Source organism: Celeribacter sp., assembly GCF_048259695.1.
Taxonomy (GTDB): domain Bacteria; phylum Pseudomonadota; class Alphaproteobacteria; order Rhodobacterales; family Rhodobacteraceae; genus Celeribacter.
In genome coordinates this window covers 694215-714613 of sequence record NZ_JBLXHL010000001.1, presented here as the reverse complement: position 1 = coordinate 714613, position 20399 = coordinate 694215, and the positions used below count along the sequence as shown (strand labels likewise).

The 20399-nt window shown below is 60.0% G+C and carries 21 protein-coding genes and 1 tRNA gene; 11 read left to right on the top strand and 11 right to left on the bottom strand.

Annotated elements, in window-relative coordinates:
- From ACN0Q0_RS03440 to ACN0Q0_RS03410, 7 genes are read left to right on the top strand one after another with little or no spacing between them, the layout of a single operon-like run.
- Window positions 1-330, top strand: coding sequence for an L-rhamnose mutarotase (locus ACN0Q0_RS03440; protein WP_417241949.1), 330 nt, complete (start codon window positions 1-3; stop codon window positions 328-330).
- The gene (locus tag ACN0Q0_RS03435; RefSeq protein WP_417241948.1) at window positions 323-1387 is read left to right on the top strand and encodes a Gfo/Idh/MocA family protein; all 1065 of its coding nucleotides are present in this window, start codon (window positions 323-325) and stop codon (window positions 1385-1387) included. Before ACN0Q0_RS03440 ends, ACN0Q0_RS03435 begins: the two co-directional genes overlap by 8 nt.
- Window positions 1380-1826 carry a MaoC family dehydratase gene (locus ACN0Q0_RS03430; RefSeq protein ID WP_417241947.1) on the top strand — a complete coding sequence of 149 codons (447 nt, stop codon included), beginning with the start codon at window positions 1380-1382 and terminating at the stop codon, window positions 1824-1826. The genes ACN0Q0_RS03435 and ACN0Q0_RS03430 overlap by 8 nt, the downstream gene beginning before the upstream one ends.
- Window positions 1823-2137 (top strand): UxaA family hydrolase, encoded by a 315-nt coding sequence (locus tag ACN0Q0_RS03425; RefSeq protein ID WP_417241946.1) that lies wholly within the window; start codon window positions 1823-1825, stop codon window positions 2135-2137. The genes ACN0Q0_RS03430 and ACN0Q0_RS03425 overlap by 4 nt, the downstream gene beginning before the upstream one ends.
- Window positions 2134-3342: a UxaA family hydrolase gene (locus ACN0Q0_RS03420; RefSeq protein WP_417241945.1), complete on the top strand. Its 1209-nt coding sequence runs from the start codon at window positions 2134-2136 to the stop codon at window positions 3340-3342. Before ACN0Q0_RS03425 ends, ACN0Q0_RS03420 begins: the two co-directional genes overlap by 4 nt.
- Before the next feature lie 10 nt (window positions 3343-3352).
- The gene (locus tag ACN0Q0_RS03415; RefSeq protein WP_417241944.1) at window positions 3353-4090 is read left to right on the top strand and encodes an SDR family oxidoreductase; all 738 of its coding nucleotides are present in this window, start codon (window positions 3353-3355) and stop codon (window positions 4088-4090) included.
- 26 nt (window positions 4091-4116) lie between these two features.
- Window positions 4117-4956 carry a fumarylacetoacetate hydrolase family protein gene (locus ACN0Q0_RS03410; RefSeq protein ID WP_417241943.1) on the top strand — a complete coding sequence of 280 codons (840 nt, stop codon included), beginning with the start codon at window positions 4117-4119 and terminating at the stop codon, window positions 4954-4956.
- A 90-nt stretch (window positions 4957-5046) separates the two neighbouring features.
- On the opposite strand, the gene ACN0Q0_RS03405 is transcribed toward ACN0Q0_RS03410, so the two are convergent.
- Together ACN0Q0_RS03405 and ACN0Q0_RS03400 are read right to left on the bottom strand one after the other, a co-directional pair.
- Window positions 5047-6180, bottom strand: coding sequence for a CaiB/BaiF CoA transferase family protein (locus tag ACN0Q0_RS03405; RefSeq protein ID WP_417241942.1), 1134 nt, complete (start codon window positions 6178-6180; stop codon window positions 5047-5049).
- The gene (locus tag ACN0Q0_RS03400; RefSeq protein ID WP_417241941.1) at window positions 6177-7316 is read right to left on the bottom strand and encodes a carbohydrate ABC transporter substrate-binding protein; all 1140 of its coding nucleotides are present in this window, start codon (window positions 7314-7316) and stop codon (window positions 6177-6179) included. The genes ACN0Q0_RS03405 and ACN0Q0_RS03400 overlap by 4 nt, the downstream gene beginning before the upstream one ends.
- A 163-nt stretch (window positions 7317-7479) precedes the next feature.
- Here ACN0Q0_RS03400 and ACN0Q0_RS03395 point away from each other — a divergent pair, with 163 nt between their 5' ends.
- Complete coding sequence (locus ACN0Q0_RS03395; RefSeq protein WP_417241940.1) at window positions 7480-8268, top strand: IclR family transcriptional regulator; 789 nt, start codon at window positions 7480-7482, stop codon at window positions 8266-8268.
- A gap of 143 nt (window positions 8269-8411) precedes the next feature.
- On the opposite strand, the gene ACN0Q0_RS03390 is transcribed toward ACN0Q0_RS03395, so the two are convergent.
- Window positions 8412-8487 (bottom strand) — tRNA-Ala (locus tag ACN0Q0_RS03390).
- A gap of 115 nt (window positions 8488-8602) precedes the next feature.
- On the bottom strand, window positions 8603-8911 hold the full coding sequence (locus ACN0Q0_RS03385) for a TIGR02300 family protein (protein ID WP_417241939.1): 309 nt from the start codon (window positions 8909-8911) through the stop codon (window positions 8603-8605).
- A 168-nt stretch (window positions 8912-9079) separates the two neighbouring features.
- Between ACN0Q0_RS03385 and ACN0Q0_RS03380 the strand changes: the two genes are divergently transcribed.
- The 3 genes from ACN0Q0_RS03380 to ACN0Q0_RS03370 are packed head-to-tail and all read left to right on the top strand — an operon-like array spanning window position 9080 to window position 10948.
- Window positions 9080-9772: a M48 family metallopeptidase gene (locus tag ACN0Q0_RS03380; RefSeq protein WP_417241938.1), complete on the top strand. Its 693-nt coding sequence runs from the start codon at window positions 9080-9082 to the stop codon at window positions 9770-9772.
- 31 nt (window positions 9773-9803) lie between these two features.
- Complete coding sequence (locus ACN0Q0_RS03375) at window positions 9804-10457, top strand: GntR family transcriptional regulator (RefSeq protein ID WP_417241937.1); 654 nt, start codon at window positions 9804-9806, stop codon at window positions 10455-10457.
- An 11-nt stretch (window positions 10458-10468) separates the two neighbouring features.
- The gene (locus tag ACN0Q0_RS03370; protein ID WP_417241936.1) at window positions 10469-10948 is read left to right on the top strand and encodes an acyl-CoA thioesterase; all 480 of its coding nucleotides are present in this window, start codon (window positions 10469-10471) and stop codon (window positions 10946-10948) included.
- Between the two features lie 74 nt (window positions 10949-11022).
- On the opposite strand, the gene lpdA is transcribed toward ACN0Q0_RS03370, so the two are convergent.
- The 7 genes from lpdA to sucC form a co-directional block, all read right to left on the bottom strand.
- On the bottom strand, window positions 11023-12417 hold the full coding sequence (lpdA, locus tag ACN0Q0_RS03365; protein ID WP_417241935.1) for a dihydrolipoyl dehydrogenase: 1395 nt from the start codon (window positions 12415-12417) through the stop codon (window positions 11023-11025).
- A 117-nt stretch (window positions 12418-12534) separates the two neighbouring features.
- A complete protein-coding gene (locus ACN0Q0_RS03360) occupies window positions 12535-12930 on the bottom strand; it encodes an MAPEG family protein (RefSeq protein WP_417241934.1) in 396 nt (131 codons plus the stop codon).
- Window positions 12927-13409, bottom strand: a complete 483-nt coding sequence (locus ACN0Q0_RS03355) for a hypothetical protein (RefSeq protein WP_417241933.1) — start codon at window positions 13407-13409, stop codon at window positions 12927-12929. Before ACN0Q0_RS03355 ends, ACN0Q0_RS03360 begins: the two co-directional genes overlap by 4 nt.
- A gap of 12 nt (window positions 13410-13421) precedes the next feature.
- Window positions 13422-14906: a 2-oxoglutarate dehydrogenase complex dihydrolipoyllysine-residue succinyltransferase gene (gene odhB / locus ACN0Q0_RS03350; RefSeq protein WP_417241932.1), complete on the bottom strand. Its 1485-nt coding sequence runs from the start codon at window positions 14904-14906 to the stop codon at window positions 13422-13424.
- A gap of 4 nt (window positions 14907-14910) precedes the next feature.
- Complete coding sequence (locus ACN0Q0_RS03345; protein WP_417241931.1) at window positions 14911-17871, bottom strand: 2-oxoglutarate dehydrogenase E1 component; 2961 nt, start codon at window positions 17869-17871, stop codon at window positions 14911-14913.
- Window positions 17872-18015: 144 nt separating this feature from the next.
- Window positions 18016-18903 (bottom strand): succinate--CoA ligase subunit alpha, encoded by an 888-nt coding sequence (sucD, locus tag ACN0Q0_RS03340; RefSeq protein ID WP_417241930.1) that lies wholly within the window; start codon window positions 18901-18903, stop codon window positions 18016-18018.
- A 5-nt stretch (window positions 18904-18908) separates the two neighbouring features.
- Complete coding sequence (gene sucC / locus ACN0Q0_RS03335) at window positions 18909-20102, bottom strand: ADP-forming succinate--CoA ligase subunit beta (RefSeq protein ID WP_417241929.1); 1194 nt, start codon at window positions 20100-20102, stop codon at window positions 18909-18911.
- Window positions 20103-20399 lie beyond the last annotated feature (297 nt).

The following is a 20399-nucleotide window of genomic DNA, read 5'->3' as shown; positions in this document are numbered from 1 at the left end:
ATGCAACGCCACGGACAGGTAATCGGCATCGGCGCAGAGGCGGTGGCCGAATACAAAAGGCTCCACGCGGATGTCTGGCCACAGGTGCTTGAAATGATCAGCGCCTGCAACATCCGCAATTATTCCATTTTTCTGCGTGAGCCGGAAAATGTGATGTTTGCCTATTTCGAATATGTCGGCACGGATTTTGCCGCAGATATGGCGAAAATGGCTGCCGATCCCGTGACACAGAAATGGTGGGATGTCTGTATGCCGCTCCAGCGCCCTTTGGAAACACGCGCCGAGGGTGAATGGTGGGCCGAGATGGAAGAGGTCTTTCACCATGACTGATCTTGCCGCCTTGCGTCAAACCGTCGAGATGCCCGATACGCCTGTTCCTGTTGTGATTTTCGGTGCGGGGTCGATTGTGAGCGATGCGCATCTACCCGCGTACCGCGATCTTGGTGTGCCGATTGCGGGGATTTATGATCCTGATTTTGCCAAAGCTGACGCCCTCGCGGCCGCGTGGGACACACAAGCCTTTGCAACGCTTGAGGCGGCGGTGGATGCAGGGCGCGTGATCTATGATCTGGCCGTTCCGCCCGTGGCCATTCCGGCGTTGCTTGAGGCGCTGCCCGATGGCGCGACTGCGATCATTCAAAAACCGCTGGGCTCGGATCTACAACAGGCGGATGCAATCATGCGGATATTGAACCGCAAGGGCATCCATGCCGCCGTGAATTTCCAGTTACGTTTTGCACCGATGAGCCTCGCGCTCAAGGATGCAATGGCGCAAGGGGTGCTTGGCGATCTGGTGGATTTCGACGCCACACTCGCGTTGGATACCCCGTGGCATCTTTGGGCGTTTCTGGCGGATTTGCCGCGGGTCGAGATTTTGTTGCATTCGATCCACTACCTTGATTTCGTGCGTGACATTCTGGGCAATCCGTCGGGCATTCATGCCAAAACGATGGGGCATCCGTCCTCAACGGTTTCCAATACCCGCACGTCGATGATGCTCGACTACGGCGACACTGTGCGCTGTGCCTTGTCGATCAACCACAATCACGGGTTCGGGCGCAAATTCCAGGCCTGCGAATTTCGCATCTGCGGCACCAAAGGCGCGGCCTATATGAAGCTCGGCGTGAATCTCGATTACCCCAATGGCGAGCCTGACGAGTTGTGGCTGAACACGGACGGGGCGTGGCGACAGGTGCCGCTTGTCGGTGATTGGTTCATCGCCGCGTTTCACGGACGGTTTGCACAGGTGCAGCGGTTCGCGGCGGGGCTTGATCCGGAATTGACCGGTTCGGCACGCGATGCGTGGCACACGATGGCGCTCGTTGAGGCCGCCTATGAAAGTTCACAAAACCCCATGCACGCGATCAAGGAGGCTCCTGATGCTTGAGCAGGTCAAATATTATGAAGACTACGAGATCGGCGAAGCCCGCGACACGGTAGGGCGCACGATCACCGAGACAGATTTCGTGGTTCACGCTGGCCATTCGGGCGACTTTTTTCCGCATCACCTTGATGAGGAATTTTGCAAGACGCTGCCGTTCGGCCAACGCATCGCGCACGGCACGATGGTGTTCACCATCGGCGTCGGATTGACCGCGACACTGATCAACCCCGTGGCCTTTTCCTATGGCTATGACCGCTTGCGATTTGTGAAGCCCGTGTTCATTGGCGACACGATCAAAAGCCGCGTTGAGATCACCGCCAAAGAGGTGATGGAAAAACGTCCCGGATATGGGCGCGTGATCGAACGGTTGACGGTGACAAAGCAAACGGGCGAGACGGCTTTGGTCGCGGACCACATTTACATGGTGGAGATGAAATCGTGACGGGACCGTTTCTTTTGCTCAATGAGCACGACAATGTTCTGGTGGCGCGTCAGGCCGCGCCGGAGGGGGCGTCGATCACGTTAGAGGCCGGTGAGGTTCAGCTCGCGCGGGCTATCCCTCTGGCGCACAAGGTCGCACGCCACGATATTGCGGAGGGTATGAAAATCCTGAAATACGGAATGCCGATCGGGATCGCGACCCGCAACATTGCGGCGGGCGAACACGTTCATATTCATAACATCCGTTCAGCCTATACGCCGACCCATGCGCTACAAGATGGCGATGGCGTGAGTGCGGGGGTGTCGCAATGACCGTGCCCGTTATCCACGGCTATCCCCGCGCCGACGGGCGCAAGGGCATCCGCAACACGGTCCTCGTGGCCTATCTCGTGGAGTGTGCGCATTTTGTGGCCTCCAAAGTGGTCGCGGGCTTTCCCGATGACGATGTGCAATTGATCGGGTTTCCGGGGTGTTTTCCCAATGAATACGCCGCGCAAATGATGGAAAAGCTGTGTGCCCATCCTAACGTTGGCGCGGTGCTGTTCGTGTCGTTGGGCTGTGAGAGCTTTGACAAGGTTCGCGCATCGGATGCGGTCGCGGCCTCGGGGCGACCCGTCAAAACACTGGTGATCCAAAAGGCGGGTGGAACCGCCTCGACCGTGGCGGCGGGGCGCGACTGGGTGCGCGGTGCCTTGGACACGGTGGGCCAAATCGAACGCGTTCCGATGGGCGTGGACGAATTGGTCATCGGCACGATCTGTGGTGGTTCTGACGGGACCTCGGGCATTTCGGGCAATCCCGCGGCGGGCAAGGCGTTCGATTTGCTTGTGGGCGAGGGGGCGGCCTGTATCTTCGAGGAAACGGGTGAGTTGATCGGCTGTGAGGACATCATGGCGGAGCGGGCCGTGACGCCCGAATTGGGTCAGGAATTGCGCGAAAGCGTTCAAAAGGCGGAGCGCTATTACGCCACGCTTGGCTATGGTTCATTTGCCGCCGGAAACGCCGCAGGCGGGTTGTCGACGATCGAGGAGAAGTCGCTCGGGGCCTATGTGAAATCGGGTGACAGTCCGATTGCGGGGTTGATTAAACCCGGTGATGTGCCGCCCACGGGCGGGCTGTATCTTATGGATGTGGTCCCGGACGGGGAGGTCCGGTTCGGCTTTCCCAATATTTCCGACAACGCCGAAATCGTCGAGATGATCGCAAGTGGTGCGCATTTGACGCTGTTCGTGACGGGGCGTGGCTCGGTCGTCGGGTCCGCCATTTCCCCGGTGATCAAGATTTGCGCAAACCCCGATACGTACCGCGCCCTTGCCGGAGACATGGATGTGAATGCGGGCGATATTATCGAGGGGCGGCGCACAATCGAACAGGTGGGCCGCGAAATTCGCGATCTGGTCATTTCGATTTCAAATGGTATACCATCCGCGTCGGAAGCACTCGGGCATCGCGAGTTCATTTTGACTTACAAGACTTTCGAGCCCATCGGTCCGGCCTGTTTGCCGAGCCGGATATGAGGAGGGAATAATGAAGAGACTGGCGAATAAAACCTGCGTCGTGACGGCGGCGGGGCAAGGGATCGGACGCGCCTCTGCGGAGCGATTGGCGTCCGAGGGCGCGCGGGTGATCGCGACCGACATCAACGAGACCGCATTGGCCGAACTGGCACAGGCCGACGGGATCGAGGCGCATTACCTCAACGTTCTGGATGGCGATGCAATCACCGCATTCGCGGCAAAGATCGGCACGGCGGACGTGTTGTTCAACTGCGCGGGCATCGTGCATGGCGGCACCATTCTCGAGGCGTCCGAGGACGATTGGGATCTGGCCTTTGACCTGAATGCCAAGGCACAGTTCCGGATGATTCGTGCGTTCTTGCCCGCGATGTTGGAACAGGGCAAAGGATCGATCATCAATATGTCCTCCGTCGCCGGCCCCGTTACCGGCCCGGTGAACCGTCTGATCTATTCGGCGTCAAAGGCGGCTGTTGCGGGCATGACCAAAGCCATCGCCAACGATTATGTGACCAAGGGCGTGCGCTGTAACGCCATCGCGCCCGGCACGGTTGATAGCCCCTCGTTGCACCAACGTCTGCGTGACACGGGTGACTATGAGGGGGCTATGGCTGCGTTTATTGCGCGTCAACCGATGGGACGCATCGGGCAACCCGAAGAAATCGCCGCCCTCGTGGCCTATCTCGCCGCTGACGAGAGCAGCTTCACCACGGGCCAAGTACATGTTATCGACGGCGGCTGGACCGCTTAAGTCGTCAAGGAAAAGGAAATAGGTATATGAAACTCGCACGTTATGGCGAACGCGGCGCAGAAAAGCCCGCATTGGTAGACAACGACGGCAATCTGCGCGACCTCTCGGCCCATGTGGCCGATATTGCGGGGGACGTCCTCGTCAACCTGTCGGCGCTCAAGGACATCGATCCGGCGTCCTTGCCCCTCGTTGAGGGCAATCCGCGTCTGGGCTCTTGTGTTGGCGGTACGCGCAAATTCATCTGCATCGGTTTGAACTATGCCGATCACGCGGCTGAATCGGGTCTCGAAGTTCCGCCAGAGCCCGTCATCTTTGCCAAATTCACCTCCGCGATCTGTGGTCCGAATGATCCGATCATCATCCCGCGCAATTCGGTTAAAACCGACTGGGAGGTCGAACTTGGTTTCGTGATTGGCAAGACCGCGAAATACGTGTCCGAAGAGGACGCTATGGATCACGTTGCCGGTTTTTGCCTGATCAACGATGTGTCCGAGCGCGAGTTTCAGGCGGAGCGGGCCGGCCAGTGGGTCAAAGGGAAGTCGTCGGACAACTTTGGCCCGACCGGTCCATGGCTTGTGACGCCTGACGAGGTTGGCGATTTTGACAATCTGGGCATGTGGCTTGAGGTCAATGGCGAGCGTGTGCAGGACGGGTCCTCGGCGACGATGGTCTACCGTGTGCCGTTCCTCGTCTCCTACCTGTCACAGTTCTTTACGCTTGAGCCGGGCGACATCGTGTCCACGGGAACCCCTCCCGGTGTGGGGCTCGGGTTCAAACCGCCCCGCTATTTGAAAGTGGGCGACAAGGTCGAGCTTGGCATTGAAAAGCTCGGGACACAGAGTCAGGTCTGCGTCGCAGATATCTAAGCCGTCAGGCCCGGACGAGAATTGGAAAAGCCCGTAGGAGACTGCGGGCTTTTTGTTTGGGGGCGGGGAGGCAGAGTGAGTGTGGCGTGCCTACCACCCATCTGCGAGCAAGGCGTTGGCATCGCCAAGCTCGGGGGCCGCCCGTGGTGACGCAGGGCGCGCGCCGTCAATGCGCAGCGGAAGTTTCGTTGTTTTCATCGCCACATCCCCGCGTGAAATATCCTGAACCATATCAAGCGTGTCCAACACGCCGCTTTGCACCACGCCATCCCAATCCATCACGGGGGCGGCCCAAATGTCGGCGGCGACGAATTTCGCCATCCATACGTCTGTGGGCGCAGTTGAAAGGCGTTGGGCCAATCCGGCCTTGATCGCATCGCGCTGTGTAAAGGCGTCGAGCGTGGCGGTGGCGGTGTCCAACCCTGTGATTTCGGCCAACAGGTCGAGTTTTCCCATAGCGATGGCCACATGCCCGTCTGCGGTCGCATAGACCCCGTAAGGGGCCGCGAGATAGGCGTGGGCGGGATTGTTGGCGGACCGTTTCGGGGTGCGCCCGCCGTCATTGAACCATGTTGTCAAAAGTTCGAACTGCAGATCGGCGAGAACCTCGATCAGGGATGTTTCGACCCGTCCGCCGATGCCCTGTGTCGCGCGGCGGTACAACAGTGCGAGGATGCCGTGGGTGAGCGAGGCGCCCGCCAGGACATCGGCAATGGGCAGGCCCATGGCCACGGGGCCATCGTCACAACCGCCCGAAAGCCACATGACACCGGAGCGGGCCTGAGCGAGCAAATCCTGACCGGGTAAATCGACCCACGGGCCGTTCGACCCATAGCCGGTAACCGTGCCGTAGACCACGGTGGGGTTGAGGGCCTTGACCGCCTCATACCCGAACCCCAAGCGGTCCATCACGCCGGGGCGAAAGTTTTGCAGCACCACATCGGCGTCTTTGATCAGCGCCCGCAAGGCGTCTTTGTCGCTCTCGGATTTGAGATCCACGGCCACCGAGCGTTTGTTGCGGTTGATGGCGTGGAAAATGGTGCTTTCACCCGCAATTTTGGTGTCGGTCAAATAGAGGTAGCGCGACAGGTCGCCCATGCCCGCACGCTCCACCTTGACCACATCCGCGCCAAGGTCGGCGAGTTTGAGGGCGCAATACGGCCCCGCCAGAAATTGCGAGAAATCGAGAACTTTGAGGCCTTTAAGGGGGAGGGCGTCGGTCATGTCGGAAAGCTTTCATCAAAGCGGGTTTGAAGGGCATCAAGCGCGGTATCGGGGGCTGTTTTTCCGGCGAGCGCATCGAGAAGGATAAGTGATCCGTCTTCTTGAAATCCCATGTATCCGGCGTGGCGCGGGCGCAGCCATGCGGCTTCATGGGTCATGCGGGTGTTGGCGTAGGCATTGCCGACGGCGGCATTCACATCCGTATCGCCCCACGCCACCGCATTGCCCGGCTGTCCGTTGTTTTGCGCATACAGGCCGCGTTGGACCGTATCGGAGGCGACCCACAGGGCGAACGCGCTGCACAGCTCAGGGTGCGCCGTGCGGGACGAAATGGCGATGCCTGTGCCCCCGAGGGCGGAGCCAAGCGGGCCGGAGCGGCCGAGGGTTGGCATGTCGTGAAAGGCGATCGGGTGGGTGCGGTATCCGTGCGCCGCGTAGGGGGCGTAGAGGTAGGTGAGCGGGCAAAGCGCAAAGCGGTTGCCCTCGGCCAAGGCGTCCAGTGCCGCGATGGGATCCATCTCCCGACACGCCGGATCGACCGCGTCATAGAGCGCCTGCATGGTCGCCAGTGCGGTGCGCCCCGCCGCGCGGTTGATCTGTGCGCCACGTGTTACGGGAAAGGATGCGCCGAGGTTGGCGGTGAGCGTGTAGAGCGCCATCAGAACGTGCGGTGGGCGCAGGGGCCAGACAACGCCGCCCGCCCGTGCGAGTTCAAGAACCTGCGCATAGGTTGTGAGCGGGCGCGGGATGAGGTCGGGGCGGATGGCCTGTACCTGACAGGCGGCATCAACGGGCAACGCCCATTGGTGGCCACCGTAGAAATAGCTGTGGAAACTCTTGCCGACGGTTTGCGCCTCAAGGCGTTTGAGCGCCTCGGGGTCGCCGTGCATGTCGATGGGCAGGAGACAGTCCTCATCGACGATGGCGCCGACGTGCGGGTGGTCGATGATCATCAGGTCATAGTCCCGCGCGAGGGTCTCGACCGGGGTGCTCTCGAACCCTTGCAGGGAGCGTTTGTCCCATGTGAGTTCAACATCCGGATGGCGTTGTGCAAAGGCCGCGCTGGCGGCAATCAACGGATCGTACCCGCGCGGGTCCGACCATGTCATTCCTCGAAGTGTTCGTTTTTCGACCATATTGTCCTCCCGCTTTTCAGGTAGGTTAGCGCAAGGTATTCACAAGTAAAAGAGTATTTTATATTTAAATTTGACTGTGCGTCCGACTTCCCGTGTTGCTACTGTTTTGCGGGTGAGGCATACATTCTATAGATAAAACACCGCCAAGGGCGCCCGAGGACACATGACGAGCAAGTTTGACGAGCAGAATGACGACGAGAAATACCGCGCCCCGGCTTTGTCAAAGGGCTTGGATATTCTCGAACTATTGGCCTCTGACGCCGAAGGGTTGTCACAGGTCGACATCGCCAAGCAACTCGGGCGAACCACGTCCGAGATTTTCCGGATGCTGATGGTCCTTGTCCAACGCGGCTATGTCGAGCAGCGCACGGAGGACGAGCGCTATTCGCTCACCACCAAAATGTTCGAAGTGGCCCACCGCCACCCGCCGATCAAACGTCTGACGTCCATTGCGGGCGAGGCGATGCAGCGGCTTGCCGATCAGGTCAACCAGTCGATGCATCTGAGCATTATCCATTCGGGGCGGGTGTTGGTCATCGCGCAGGTGGATTGCCCGGACAACAATGTCACGTCCGTGCGTCTGGGTGCGCATATTCCGCTCTATGATACGGCATCGGGGCGGGTGTTGGCCGCGTGGATGGACGGCGAGGCGCGGGACCGGTTGCTTGCGGAGGCGGGCTATGAACCGGTCGACAAATATGAGGCGTTTACCGCCGATCTGGCCCAAGTGCGCGACGCAGGGTTTTGCGAAAGCCCGTCGTTGACCATCGCGGGGGTCCACAATATTTCGGCGCCGGTGTTTGATTTCTCGGGTCATGTCGTGGCGGCCGTCACCATCCCGTTTATCCAACGGATTTCAGGCACGTCGATTATTTCGTCGCGCGATTGCTGCACGGCTCTGGTCGCCATGGCGAAAGATATTTCGCGGCAATTGGGTGCGGGCGCACGGTGACGGGGTATCATCGCGCAGCGGGATGCGCGGTGTGCCTGTCACAGGGAGAACCGACGTCACGGCGCATCAAGTGCCCCGACCAAACGCATCGGGTCGCGCATTTATTTGCCAAGGTGTTCGAAACGGATCGGGAGGTGAGGTTTTGGTGGAGCCTAGCGGGATCGAACCGCTGACCTCCTGCATGCCATGCAGGCGCTCTCCCAGCTGAGCTAAGGCCCCAAAAACCAAGTGGGTAACAACCTTTCGGGCTGTTGTGCGGGGGGCGTTGTCCGCCCGCCCGCGCTATCTATTTTGACTCGCAATCGAGTGCAAGTACAAAAATCACATAGACGAATTAATCGTCGTCGTCGGCAGCAACATCGGCGATTTCGTCGAGCGACACGTTGTCGTCTTCGTCGTCGTCCAACAGATCGTCATCGAGATCGATGTCGTCATCGTCGTCAACCAACAGATCATCTTCGTCGTCTTCGACGTCTTCCGGTGCGGGTTTCGTCTTTTCGACGGCAACGTGTGTTTTGTTGTTGGCGTCAAACGTCACGGTTTCACCCGTGTAGGGCGACACGATCGGGTCTTTGTTCAGGTCGTAAAACCGTTTACCCGTGGTCGGGCAGACGCGCTTTATACCCCATTCCTCGTTGGGCATTGCAATCCCTTTCGTAAAGTCATGTCCATTATTGGAGATTTCACGGGCCATGCCATATCACGGGCAGGGTGTCAAAGGCTTTTGGGTTGATTTTGCGTGAACGTGGTGGCTCTCGGGCGGCGCACAGGCTATGCCTGCAAGCCTCTGGGTCGATATTGCGGATCTCTCATGGCTGAATTCATTTTGGAGGGGGCGCCCCCCGTGCGGGTTGCTTTGCGCCGTTCGGCTCAGGCACGGCGGTTGTCGTTGCGCGTGTCGCGACTGGATGGGCGGGTGACGTTGACCATGCCGCGCCATGTTCCCGAACGCGAGGCGGTGGCCTTTGTGCGTGAAAAGGAAATGTGGCTGCGGCGGCAACTGGATTGTCAGACGCCTGTGCGCCGCCCTGCGTTCGGGGTGACAATTCCCGTTCTGGGCGATCCATTGGAGATTACCCGCGGCACAGGTCGCACGGCGCGCGTGGATGCGGGCTGCCTCGTGGTGCCCGGCGGTGAGGATATGCTGACGGCGCGGATCACGGCCTATCTCAAGCTACAGGCCCGCACCCGTTTGCGGGAGGCCTCGGACCATTACGCAAAGGCGCTTGGTGTCTCGTTCGGAAAGATCACCATTCGGGACACACGGTCGCGGTGGGGATCGTGTACCTCGGACGGCAACCTGATGTATTCGTGGCGGCTTGTGATGGCCCCTGAGGTGGTGTTGGACTATGTGGCGGCTCACGAGGTGGCGCATCTGTTGGAAATGAACCACAGCGCCGCCTATTGGGCCAACGTCGCCCGTGTGTGTCCTGACTATCGCCGTCACCGTGACTGGCTGCGCGTTCATGGCCAAGAGTTGCACGCATGGGATTTCTCGCGTTGACCGCCCCGTGGTTTGTGATCACAGTGCGCCTATGATTACGCCCATTCCACGCCCCTCGGATACAAGCACAGCCGCGCATGACCGCGTTTACCGCGCGTTGCGGACCAAGATCATGCATGGCGAGTTCAAACCCGGTGCGGCGCTGACCCTGCGCGGCATTGGCAAAATGTACGATGTCTCGATGACCCCCGCCCGTGAGGCCGTCCGCCGTTTGGTGGCGGATGGCGGGTTGCAGCTGTCGGCCTCGGGGCGCGTGAGCACCCCCGCGTTGACCAGTGAACGGATCGAGGAACTGGCCTCCATTCGCGCCCTGATCGAGCCGGAACTGGCCTCACGGGCTTTGCCCCGCGCCCATATGGCGCTCATTGAGCGGCTGCAAAGTGCCAATGCCGTGATCGCCGAGGCCGTGGCAAAACACGATGATGTAGGCTATCTGCGGGCCAATCTGGATTTTCACCGCACGCTCTATTTGCGCGCTCAGGCCCCTGCGATGTTGGCGCTGACCGAGACGGTGTGGCTACAACTCGGGCCGACCATGCGCGCCCTTTATGCGCGGCTCAACCGGACGGAAGTCCCGCATAACCACCGTTTGATCGTGGCGGCGCTCAAGGCGGGGGACGAGCCGGGTTTGCGGTTGGCGGTGCGCTCGGATGTCACCCAAGGCCTGCGGATGCTGACTGTGTAAGGAGAGGCCGGATGCCCCAACACCGCTTTTTAGAAATGACCGAACTCATGACGCCCGACATGGCGAATTTTTCGGGCAAGGTGCATGGCGGCGCGTTGCTCAAGCTGCTCGACCTTGTCGCGTTTTCATGCGCCTCGCGCTATTCGGGCGAATATGCGGTGACGCTTTCCGTCGATCAGGTGGTGTTCAAAGAGCCTATTCATGTGGGCGAACTGGTGCATTTTCGCGCGTCCGTGAACTTTGTTGGCCGCACCTCCATGGAGATCGGGATTCGGGTGGAGGCGGAGAACATCCGCACCCAGATCGTGCGCCACACCAATTCGTGTTATTTCACCATGGTGGCGGTTGATGATGCCGGAAAATCAGTCGAGGCCCCGCAGTTTCAACCCGAAACCACACTGGATCGCAAACGGTGGCGGGCCGCCGACATGCGCCGCACCCTGCGCCGTGAACACGCCGACCGGATGGCCGAAATTTCAAAGGCCGGGTAGGGCCGTCCCGCACGCGGCGCCATAAAAAAGGGCCGCCCGCAGGCCGCCCTTTGTTCGTTGTATCTCTTTGAAACTCAAGCGTGAATGGCGCCGTCGCCGCAGGCCAGTGCCGCCTCGCGCACCGCTTCCGAGAAGGTCGGGTGGGCGTGACAGGTCAGCGCGATATCTTGTGCCGAGCCGCCGTATTCCATCGTCACGCAGACCTCGTGGATCAGATCGCCCGCACCCGGTCCGATGATGTGACAGCCCAGAACGCGGTCGGTGTCTTTGTCGACGAGCATCTTCACAAAACCGTCGCCTTGCTGCACGGCTTTGGCGCGGGCGTTGGCCATAAAGGAGAATTTTCCGACCTTGTAGGCGCGGCCCTCTTCTTTGAGTTGCTGTTCGGTTTTGCCGACGGAGGCGACCTCGGGGGTGGTGTAGATCACGCCGGGGATCACGTCGTAATTGACGTGACCGTGTTTGCCCGCGAGGACCTCGGCGACGGCCATGCCTTCGTCTTCGGCTTTGTGGGCGAGCATCGGGCCGACAACGGCGTCACCGATGGCGTAGATGCCTTTGACGGAGGTGGCCCAATGGGCGTCGGTTTTGATCTGGCCGCGCTCGGTCATCTCGACGCCGAGGTCCGCGAGCCCGAGCCCGTCGGTGAAGGGTTTGCGGCCTGTGGCGACCAGAACGACATCGGTATCGATGGTGTGTTCCGAGTCGTCCTTGCGCAGTTTATAGGTCACTTTGGCCTTGGATTTCGCGGCGTCGACGGATTGGACGGCGGCGCCGAGGGTGAATTTAAGCCCCTGTTTTAACAGTATTTTTTGCAAGTTGCGTTGGACTTCTGCGTCCATGCCGGGGGTGATGGTGTCGAGGAATTCGACAACCGTCACCTCGGCGCCGAGACGGGCGTAGACGGAGCCAAGCTCCAGACCGATGACACCCGCGCCGATCACGACCATTTTCTTTGGTACTTTGGGCAGGTCGAGTGCGCCCGTGCTGTCGACCACCACGCCGCCGTCATTGTCGACCTCGACACCGGGCAGGGAGGTCGGGACGGAGCCAGAGGCGATGATGATATTCTTGGCCTCGTGGACATCATCGCCCACCTTGACCTGACCTGCCGCAGGGATGGAACCCCACCCCTTGAGCCAGTCGATCTTGTTCTTTTTAAAGAGAAATTCGATGCCGCCGGTGTTCTGGCTGATCGTCTCTTCCTTATAGGATTTCATCTGTGGCCAATCGACCGAGGGGCTTTTGCCCTTGAGGCCCATTTTGGTGAAATTGTGCTCGGCCTCATGCAGCATATGCGAGGCGTGCAGCAGGGCTTTGGACGGGATACAACCCACGTTGAGGCAGGTGCCACCAAGCGTTTCGCGGCCCTCGACCACGGCGGTTTTGAGACCCAGTTGGGCGCAGCGAATGGCGGAGACATAGCCGCCGGGGCCTGCACCGATGATGATTACGTCGTAGGAAGCCATGATCTTCTCCTTGGTCGATTTTCGCTGTCTGATCGCTGTCTGCGATGTGTCGGCTATCTGTATGTCATCTGTTTTTGTCGGGTATAGCAAGGCACCCGAGGTGAAAGGCGGGGCGGCTCAGAACAGAGCCGCGAGAAAGAGCGTGGCGACGGAGGCCATGGCAACGATCCAAACATAGGAGCGCCACGGTTTCCACCCAAGAGCGTAGGCAGGAATATAGACCAGTCGCGCCGCCAGATAGACCCAAGCGGCGGCAAGGGTCACGCCGCTTGTCTGGCCCGTGACGTGCAGGGCGAGCAGGGCGGCGGCAAAGAACGGAAACATCTGAACGTGGTTGTCATAGGCGCGCAACATCCGCGCGGTGGTGATGCGCATCTCGCGGCTTGGCGCACGGTCGCGGGGGGAGGTGGTGTAACCCGGCCCAAGATCGACATTGGCCATGTAAGAGGCCACCACGAATTGCGCGATGTGCATGAGGCCTACGAGGGCGAGGGGGATGAGGTCAGGGGTCATTTTATGATTGCTCTATATTGTCCCTCTTCGGAAATTCCGAAGTGAGATGCGCCAAGCCAACAAAAAAAATACACAACTAAAAAGGGAGGGAACAGCATTGTTGCGACGATTGCTAAACCTAAGAAGAGAAGCGGTTGCTTGATGAAGGTTGGTAGCAAGCCGAGCAACTGAAGTAGGTCTATGTGAAAGTTCCATACTGTTGCCGCTATAGTGAGGGCCGATGAAACGACCGCCCCGATTCCTTCCCCGAACCGTTCTGCCCCACCGCCTCCCTGTTCAGAGATCGGCGATGGGGAGTTGTTGGACAAGTCTTCAGCTTGATCGCTTTTTGTCGAGATTAGCCAGCCGATAAATGCGCCGAGTGGAACTAGAAAAACGGCTCCATTATATGCAGTGCCACCAGCGGCAATTCCGATCGAGAGACCGATAAACAGCCCAATGCCTGAGCCTGCAATAATGAGAGCCAATGGGCGACGCATCAAACGTACCTCTTACAGATCCATCAACAGACGACGGGGATCTTCCAGTGCTTCTTTGACGCGCACGAGGAAGGTTACGGCGCCTTTGCCGTCGACGATGCGGTGATCGTAGGACAGGGCGAGATACATCATCGGACGGATCACAACTTGACCGTTGATCGCCATCGGGCGGTCCTGGATTTTGTGCATGCCGAGGATGCCCGACTGTGGCGGGTTGAGGATGGGCGAGGACATCAGCGAGCCGTAGACACCACCGTTGGAGATGGTGAAGGTGCCGCCCTGCATTTCGGCCATCGACAGTTTGCCGTCACGCGCACGCGCCCCTTTTTCGGCAATCGCTTTCTCGATGTCGGCGAATGACATGGCGTCGGCGTTGCGGATCACGGGCACCACGAGGCCCTGCGGTGTGCCCGCAGCGATGCCCATGTGGACGAAGTTTTTGTAGACCACATCGGTGCCGTCGATCTCGGCGTTCACTTCGGGAACTTCGTTGAGCGCGTGGACACAGGCCTTGGTGAAGAAGGACATGAAGCCCAGTTTGACGCCGTGCTTTTTGAGAAAGAGGTCTTTGTATTCGTTGCGCAGGGCCATCACCTCGGTCATGTCGACCTCGTTGTAGGTGGTGAGCATCGCGGCGGTGTTCTGGCTCTCTTTGAGGCGGCGCGCGATGGTCTGGCGCAGTTTGGTCATTTTGACGCGCTCTTCGCGGGATGCGTCGTCGGGCGCAGAGGGCGCACGTTTCGCGGCGGCGGGTGCGGGGGCTGCCGCGGCGGGGGAATTGATCGCTTTCATCACATCTTCTTTCATGATGCGGCCGTCTTTGCCTGTGGCGGTCACAGACGCGGCGGAGATGCCTTTTTCCGCCATCAGTTTGTTGGCGGAGGGTGCGTTTTCGACGTCCTTGCCGCCCGATGAGGCGGGGGCAGGTGCGGCGGCTGCGGGGGCCGGTGCGGCGGCGCCTGTCCCCGAGGAGATCACGGCGAGTTTGGCGGTGGCGTCAACGGTGTCGCCCTCGTTTGCGACGATTTCGGTCAGCACGCCCGCGGCGGGGGACGGGACCTCGACCGACACTTTGTCGGTTTCAAGTTCGCACAGCATTTCGTCCTGAGCCACGGTATCGCCCACGGATTTGAACCATGTGGACACGGTGGCCTCGGTGACGGATTCGCCAAGGGTCGGCACCATCACGTCGACGGTGCTGCCGCCTTTTGCGGCTGCGGGGCTTTCGGTTTTGGCGGCGGGGGCGGGGGCCGCACCTGCGCCCTCGGAGAGGGTTGCAAGCAGGGCATCGACACCAACGGTGTCGCCCTCGGCGGCGATGATTTCGCCCAGTGTCCCCGCGGCGGGGGAGGGCACTTCGACGGTGACTTTGTCGGTTTCGAGCTCACAGAGCATTTCGTCGACAGCCACGGTATCGCCGGGCTTTTTGAACCATGTGGCAACGGTGGCCTCGGTGACGCTTTCGCCAAGGGTCGGGACGCGGACTTCTACGGACATTGGATTACCCTTCGATGTTGAGCGCGTCATTCACGAGCGCTGCTTGTTGTGCTTTGTGCTGGGATGCAAGACCCGTGGCGGGTGATGCGGAGGCGTTGCGGCCCGCGTAAACGGGGCGGGTGTGTTTGGCTTTGATGCGGGTGAGGACCCATTCGAGGTTCGGTTCGACAAAGGTCCATGCGCCCTGGTTCTTGGGCTCTTCTTGGCACCAGACGATCTCGGCGCCTTTGAAGCGCTCCAGTTCCTTGACCATGGAGAGGGCAGGGAAGGGATAGAACTGTTCGAGACGCATGATGTAAATGTCGTCCTGTCCGGCGGCATCGCGGGCCTCGAGCAGGTCATAGTAGACTTTGCCCGAGCAGATCACGACGCGTTTGATGTCTTTGTCGGACTTCAGCGTGATGTCGGATTTGCCGGTTCTGTGGTTGGCATCGGCATCATCCCACAACACGCGGTGGAACGACGATCCGGTGGTGAAATCGGCGGCCACGGAGGTTGCGAGTTTGTGGCGTAGCAGGGATTTCGGCGTCATCAGAACAAGCGGTTTGCGGTAAGAGCGGTGCAACTGGCGCCGCAGGATGTGGAAGTAGTTCGCAGGGGTCGTGCAGTTGGCGACGATCCAGTTGTCCTGACCACACATTTGCAAGAAGCGTTCAAGGCGGGCGGAGGAGTGCTCCGGCCCCTGGCCCTCGTAGCCGTGCGGCAGCAACATGACGAGACCCGACATGCGCAGCCATTTGCTTTCGCCCGATGAGATGAACTGGTCGAACATGATCTGTGCGCCGTTGGCGAAGTCGCCGAACTGGGCTTCCCACAGGGTCAGTGCGTTCGGTTCGGCAAGCGAGTAGCCGTATTCAAAGCCCAGAACCGCATACTCGGAGAGCATGGAATCGATGACTTCGTAGTTGGCTTGGCCTTCGCGGATGGAGTTGAGCGGGTAGTAGCGATCCTCGGACCCCTGGTCGATGAGACCCGAATGGCGCTGTGAGAAGGTGCCGCGTGTGCTGTCCTGACCGGCAAGACGCACGGGGTAGCCCTCGGTCAGGAGCGAGCCAAAGGCAATTGCCTCGCCGGTTGCCCAATCGAAGCCTTCGCCCGTTTCGAACATCTTTGCCTTGGCCTCGAGTTGACGGGCCACGGTTTTGTGGATGTTGAACTCGGCCGGATGGGTGGTCAGGCCACGGCCGACGTCGGCCATGGTGTCCGGGGAGATAGCGGTTTCGCCGCGCTGGTACTCTTCGCCCTCGGCGTTGAGGTGTTTCCAACGGCCATCAAGCCAGTCGGCCTTGTTCGGTTTGTAATCCTTGCCCGCCTCGAACTCTTCGTTCAGGTGGGACTGGAACGCCGCTTTCATATCCTCGATCTCGCCCTCGGGAATGAGGCCGTCCTGAACGAGGCGTTCGGTGTACAGTTGCAGCGTGGTTTTGTGACGCTTGATGCGGTTGTACATCGCGGGGTTGGTGAACATCGGCTCGTCGCCTTCGTTGTGACCGAACCGGCGGTAACAGAAGATGTCGATCACCACGTCCTTGTGGAATTTCTGGCGGAACTCGGTGGCCACTTTGGCGGCGTGGACCACGGCCTCGGGATCGTCGCCGTTGACGTGGAAAATCGGGGCCTCGACCACAAGCGCGTTGTCCGTCGGATAGGGTGAGGAGCGCGAGAAGTGCGGCGCGGTGGTAAAGCCGATCTGGTTGTTCACCACGATGTGGATCGTCCCGCCGGTGCGGTGGCCGCGCAGACCCGAGAGGCCGAAACATTCGGCCACAACGCCCTGACCGGCAAAGGCCGCGTCACCGTGCAACAGGATCGGAATGACCGAGGTGCGCAAGGGATCGTTGTTCTGGTCGGTCTTGGCGCGGCACTTGCCGAGCACAACGGGGTTCACCGCCTCAAGGTGCGAGGGGTTGGCGGTCAGCGACAGGTGGACCTTGTTCCCGTCGAATTCGCGGTCGGACGAGGCCCCGAGGTGATATTTCACATCGCCGGACCCGTCGACATCCTCGGGTTTGAACGACCCGCCCTGAAATTCGTTGAAAATCGCGCGGTAGGGTTTGCTCATCACGTTGGCCAGAACGGACAGGCGGCCACGGTGGGGCATGCCGATCACGATCTCTTGTGCGCCGAGGTTGCCGCCGCGTTTGATGATCTGTTCCATCGCGGGGATGAGGCTTTCGCCGCCATCAAGGCCGAAACGCTTGGTCCCCATGTATTTGACGTGCAGGAATTTCTCAAAACCCTCGGCCTCGACCAGTTTGTTGAGGATGGCTTTGCGGCCCTCGCGGGTGAAGGCGATTTCCTTGCCGTAGCCCTCGATGCGCTCTTTGAGCCATCCGGCCTCTTCGGGGTTGGAGATATGCATGTATTGCAGTGCGAAGGTGCCGCAATAGGTGCGTTTGACGATTTCGAGAATGGTGCGCATGGAGGCGGTTTGCAGGCCAAGCACCTGATCGAGGAAAATCGGACGATCCATGTCGGCATCGGTGAAGCCGTAGGATTTCGGGTCCAGTTCGGGGTGCGGCGTGCTTTCGCGCATACCGAGCGGGTCGAGGTCTGCGACGAGGTGGCCACGGATCCGGTAGGCGCGGATGATCATCAACGCGCGCACACTGTCCAGAACGGCGCGTTTTACGGCATCCTCGGAGATATCGACGTTCTTTTCGGCGGCTTTTGCCTTGATCTTTTGTTCGACCACGGCGGGTTCGGTCCATTGACCGTCAAGGGCGGCCGTCAGGTCGTCGTTGGGAACGGGGGGCCAGTCGGCACGCGCCCATGAGGGACCGGCGGCCTCTGCCTGCACATCGCCCGCGGCATCTCCGAGTGCGTCGAAGAACTCCGCCCAGGAGGCATCCACGGATGCGGGGTCCTGGGTGTATTGCGCGTAAACCTGTTCGAGGTATTCCGCGTTATGGCCCTGCATGAAAGAGGACGCGTGGAAGGTATCGTTCGGGCTTTGGTCGTTCATCGGTGTGACCTTTCTGGGGCGCTGTTGCGCAGGGTTGTTGGTGCTGTTTTGGCGCGCATCGCCTTACGTGCGTACGCCTGCGCCCCGTTTTGTCGGGGCGCAGGCATGAAAGAGCGGGGTGGCGTGACAGACACCCCGTACGGTTTAGCCGTTCTTGATGGCTTCCATCACAGCTTCGCCAAGGGTGGCGGGGCTGTCGGCCACAACGATACCTGCGGATTTCATCGCTTCGATCTTGCTTTCCGCATCGCCTTTGCCGCCTGCGACGATGGCGCCTGCGTGGCCCATGCGACGGCCGGGAGGGGCGGTGCGACCGGCGATGAAGCCGGCGGTGGGTTTCCAACGGCCCTTTTTGCGCTGCTCGGCGAGGAATGCCGCGGCTTCCTCTTCGGCGGAGCCGCCGATTTCACCGATCATGATGATCGAGTGGGTTTCGGGATCGTCGAGGAACATGTCGAGCACGTCGATGTGTTCGGTGCCTTTGATCGGGTCGCCGCCGATGCCCACAGCCGTGGATTGGCCGAGGCCGAGATCGGAGGTCTGTTTCACGGCTTCATAGGTCAGCGTGCCGGAGCGGGACACAACGCCCACGGAGCCACGGCGATGGATGTGGCCGGGCATGATGCCGATCTTGCACGCATCGGGTGTGATGACACCGGGGCAGTTCGGGCCGATGAGGCGCGATTTGCTATCTTCGAGGGCGCGTTTCACCTTCATCATGTCGAGCACGGGAATGCCCTCGGTGATGCAGATGATCAGTTCCATTTCGGCGTCGATCGCCTCAAGGATGGAATCGGCGGCAAAGGGGGGCGGCACGTAGATCACCGACGCGTTTGCCTCGGTGACGTGTTTCGCCTCATGCACGGAGTTGAACACAGGCAGGTCAAGGTGGGTCGATCCACCTTTGCCGGGGGTCACGCCGCCAACCATTTTGGTGCCGTAGGCGATGGCCTGTTCGGAGTGGAAGGTGCCCTGCGAGCCGGTGAAGCCCTGACAGATGACTTTGGTGTTTTCGTCTACGAGAATTGCCATGTCTGTTAGCCCTTCACTGCTTTAACGATTTTCTGGGCGCCGTCTTTGAGGTCGTCGGCGGCGATCACGTCAACGTCGGAGTTGTTGATGATCTCTTTGCCAAGCTCCACGTTGGTGCCTTCGAGGCGGACAACGAGCGGCACCTTGAGGCCCACTTCTTTCACCGCGGCGATCACGCCCTCGGCGATGACGTCACAGCGCATGATGCCACCAAAGATGTTCACGAGGATGCCTTTGACGTTGGGGTCAGAGGTGATGATCTTGAACGCTTCGGTCACTTTTTCTTTGGTCGCGCCACCCCCCACGTCGAGGAAGTTGGCAGGCTCTGCGCCGTATAGTTTGATGATGTCCATTGTGGCCATCGCCAGACCCGCGCCGTTCACCATGCAACCGATTTCGCCGTCGAGGGCGATGTAGTTGAGGTCGTGTTGGGAGGCCGCCAACTCTTTGGGGTCTTCTTCGGTCTCGTCGCGCAGACCCACGATGTCGGCGTGGCGGTACAGCGCGTTGCCGTCAAAGCCCGCTTTGCAGTCGAGACATTTCAAATCGCCCGCCGGTGTCACGATCAGCGGGTTGATTTCGAGCATCTCCATGTCTTTTTCGATGAACAGGCGGTACAGGTTGGCGAGCAACTGTGCGCATTGTTTGATCTGCTTGCCCTCGAGGCCAAGCGAGAAGGCGACGCGACGACCGTGGTAGCCCTGGAAACCCGTGGCGGGATCAATGGAGAAGGACAGGATCTTTTCGGGGGTGTTCTCGGCCACTTCCTCGATGTCCATGCCACCTTCGGTGGAGGCCACGATGGAGACGCGCGATGTCTGGCGATCCACGAGAAGGGCGAGGTAGAGTTCGCGTTCGATGTCGGAGCCGTCTTCGATGTAGACGCGGTTGACCTGTTTGCCTGCGGGGCCGGTCTGGTGCGTGACCAGAGTGTGGCCGAGCATACGATTGGCTTCCTGTGCGGCTTCTTCCACGGATTTGGCAAGGCGGACACCGCCCTTTTCACCGGCGTTGGCCTCTTTGAAAGAGCCCTTGCCGCGGCCACCTGCGTGGATTTGCGCTTTGACAACCCACAGCGGGCCGTCAAGCTCACCTGCGGCCGCTTTCGCGTCGTTTGCGTTCAAAACAACGCGCCCATCGGAGACGGGGGCGCCATATTCCTTGAGGAGGCACTTGGCCTGATACTCGTGGATATTCATAGAACTGTCCTATCCTTTTTCGGTTACCCGAGGACATGACACACACGAATAGTCTTAAGAAACGGTTTTTTGTTGTGTTAGCGGTAAAATAGCCATGTTTCGCCATTTTGTGATCACAGTCGTAAAAAGTGTGATCACAAATAGGATTTGGCGGCTTTGCCCGAATCAAACGCCCGCGCACAGGGCCTTTGCACAAAGGGGGCGTGCCGGTCGGAGCGGATGTCAGGGGCGACCTCCGGCCCGTTTGATGCGAGGCTCAATGCGAAAAAGGCCCGCGCGGTGTGCGCAGGCCCTTTC

Bases quoted from the DNA above. Each gene is read 5' to 3' on its own strand.
- ACN0Q0_RS03440 (WP_417241949.1), top strand. From the start codon at position 1: ATGCAACGCCACGGACAGGTAATCGGCATCGGCGCAGAGGCGGTGGCC.
- ACN0Q0_RS03435 (WP_417241948.1), top strand. From the start codon at position 323: ATGACTGATCTTGCCGCCTTGCGTCAAACCGTCGAGATGCCCGATACG.
- ACN0Q0_RS03430 (WP_417241947.1), top strand. From the start codon at position 1,380: ATGCTTGAGCAGGTCAAATATTATGAAGACTACGAGATCGGCGAAGCC.
- ACN0Q0_RS03420 (WP_417241945.1), top strand. From the start codon at position 2,134: ATGACCGTGCCCGTTATCCACGGCTATCCCCGCGCCGACGGGCGCAAG.
- ACN0Q0_RS03415 (WP_417241944.1), top strand. From the start codon at position 3,353: ATGAAGAGACTGGCGAATAAAACCTGCGTCGTGACGGCGGCGGGGCAA.
- ACN0Q0_RS03410 (WP_417241943.1), top strand. From the start codon at position 4,117: ATGAAACTCGCACGTTATGGCGAACGCGGCGCAGAAAAGCCCGCATTG.
- ACN0Q0_RS03405 (WP_417241942.1), bottom strand. From the start codon at position 6,180: ATGACCGACGCCCTCCCCCTTAAAGGCCTCAAAGTTCTCGATTTCTCG.
- ACN0Q0_RS03400 (WP_417241941.1), bottom strand. From the start codon at position 7,316: ATGGTCGAAAAACGAACACTTCGAGGAATGACATGGTCGGACCCGCGC.
- ACN0Q0_RS03395 (WP_417241940.1), top strand. From the start codon at position 7,480: ATGACGAGCAAGTTTGACGAGCAGAATGACGACGAGAAATACCGCGCC.
- ACN0Q0_RS03385 (WP_417241939.1), bottom strand. From the start codon at position 8,911: ATGCCCAACGAGGAATGGGGTATAAAGCGCGTCTGCCCGACCACGGGT.
- ACN0Q0_RS03380 (WP_417241938.1), top strand. From the start codon at position 9,080: ATGGCTGAATTCATTTTGGAGGGGGCGCCCCCCGTGCGGGTTGCTTTG.
- ACN0Q0_RS03375 (WP_417241937.1), top strand. From the start codon at position 9,804: ATGATTACGCCCATTCCACGCCCCTCGGATACAAGCACAGCCGCGCAT.
- ACN0Q0_RS03370 (WP_417241936.1), top strand. From the start codon at position 10,469: ATGCCCCAACACCGCTTTTTAGAAATGACCGAACTCATGACGCCCGAC.
- lpdA (WP_417241935.1), bottom strand. From the start codon at position 12,417: ATGGCTTCCTACGACGTAATCATCATCGGTGCAGGCCCCGGCGGCTAT.
- ACN0Q0_RS03360 (WP_417241934.1), bottom strand. From the start codon at position 12,930: ATGACCCCTGACCTCATCCCCCTCGCCCTCGTAGGCCTCATGCACATC.
- ACN0Q0_RS03355 (WP_417241933.1), bottom strand. From the start codon at position 13,409: ATGCGTCGCCCATTGGCTCTCATTATTGCAGGCTCAGGCATTGGGCTG.
- odhB (WP_417241932.1), bottom strand. From the start codon at position 14,906: ATGTCCGTAGAAGTCCGCGTCCCGACCCTTGGCGAAAGCGTCACCGAG.
- ACN0Q0_RS03345 (WP_417241931.1), bottom strand. From the start codon at position 17,871: ATGAACGACCAAAGCCCGAACGATACCTTCCACGCGTCCTCTTTCATG.
- sucD (WP_417241930.1), bottom strand. From the start codon at position 18,903: ATGGCAATTCTCGTAGACGAAAACACCAAAGTCATCTGTCAGGGCTTC.
- sucC (WP_417241929.1), bottom strand. From the start codon at position 20,102: ATGAATATCCACGAGTATCAGGCCAAGTGCCTCCTCAAGGAATATGGC.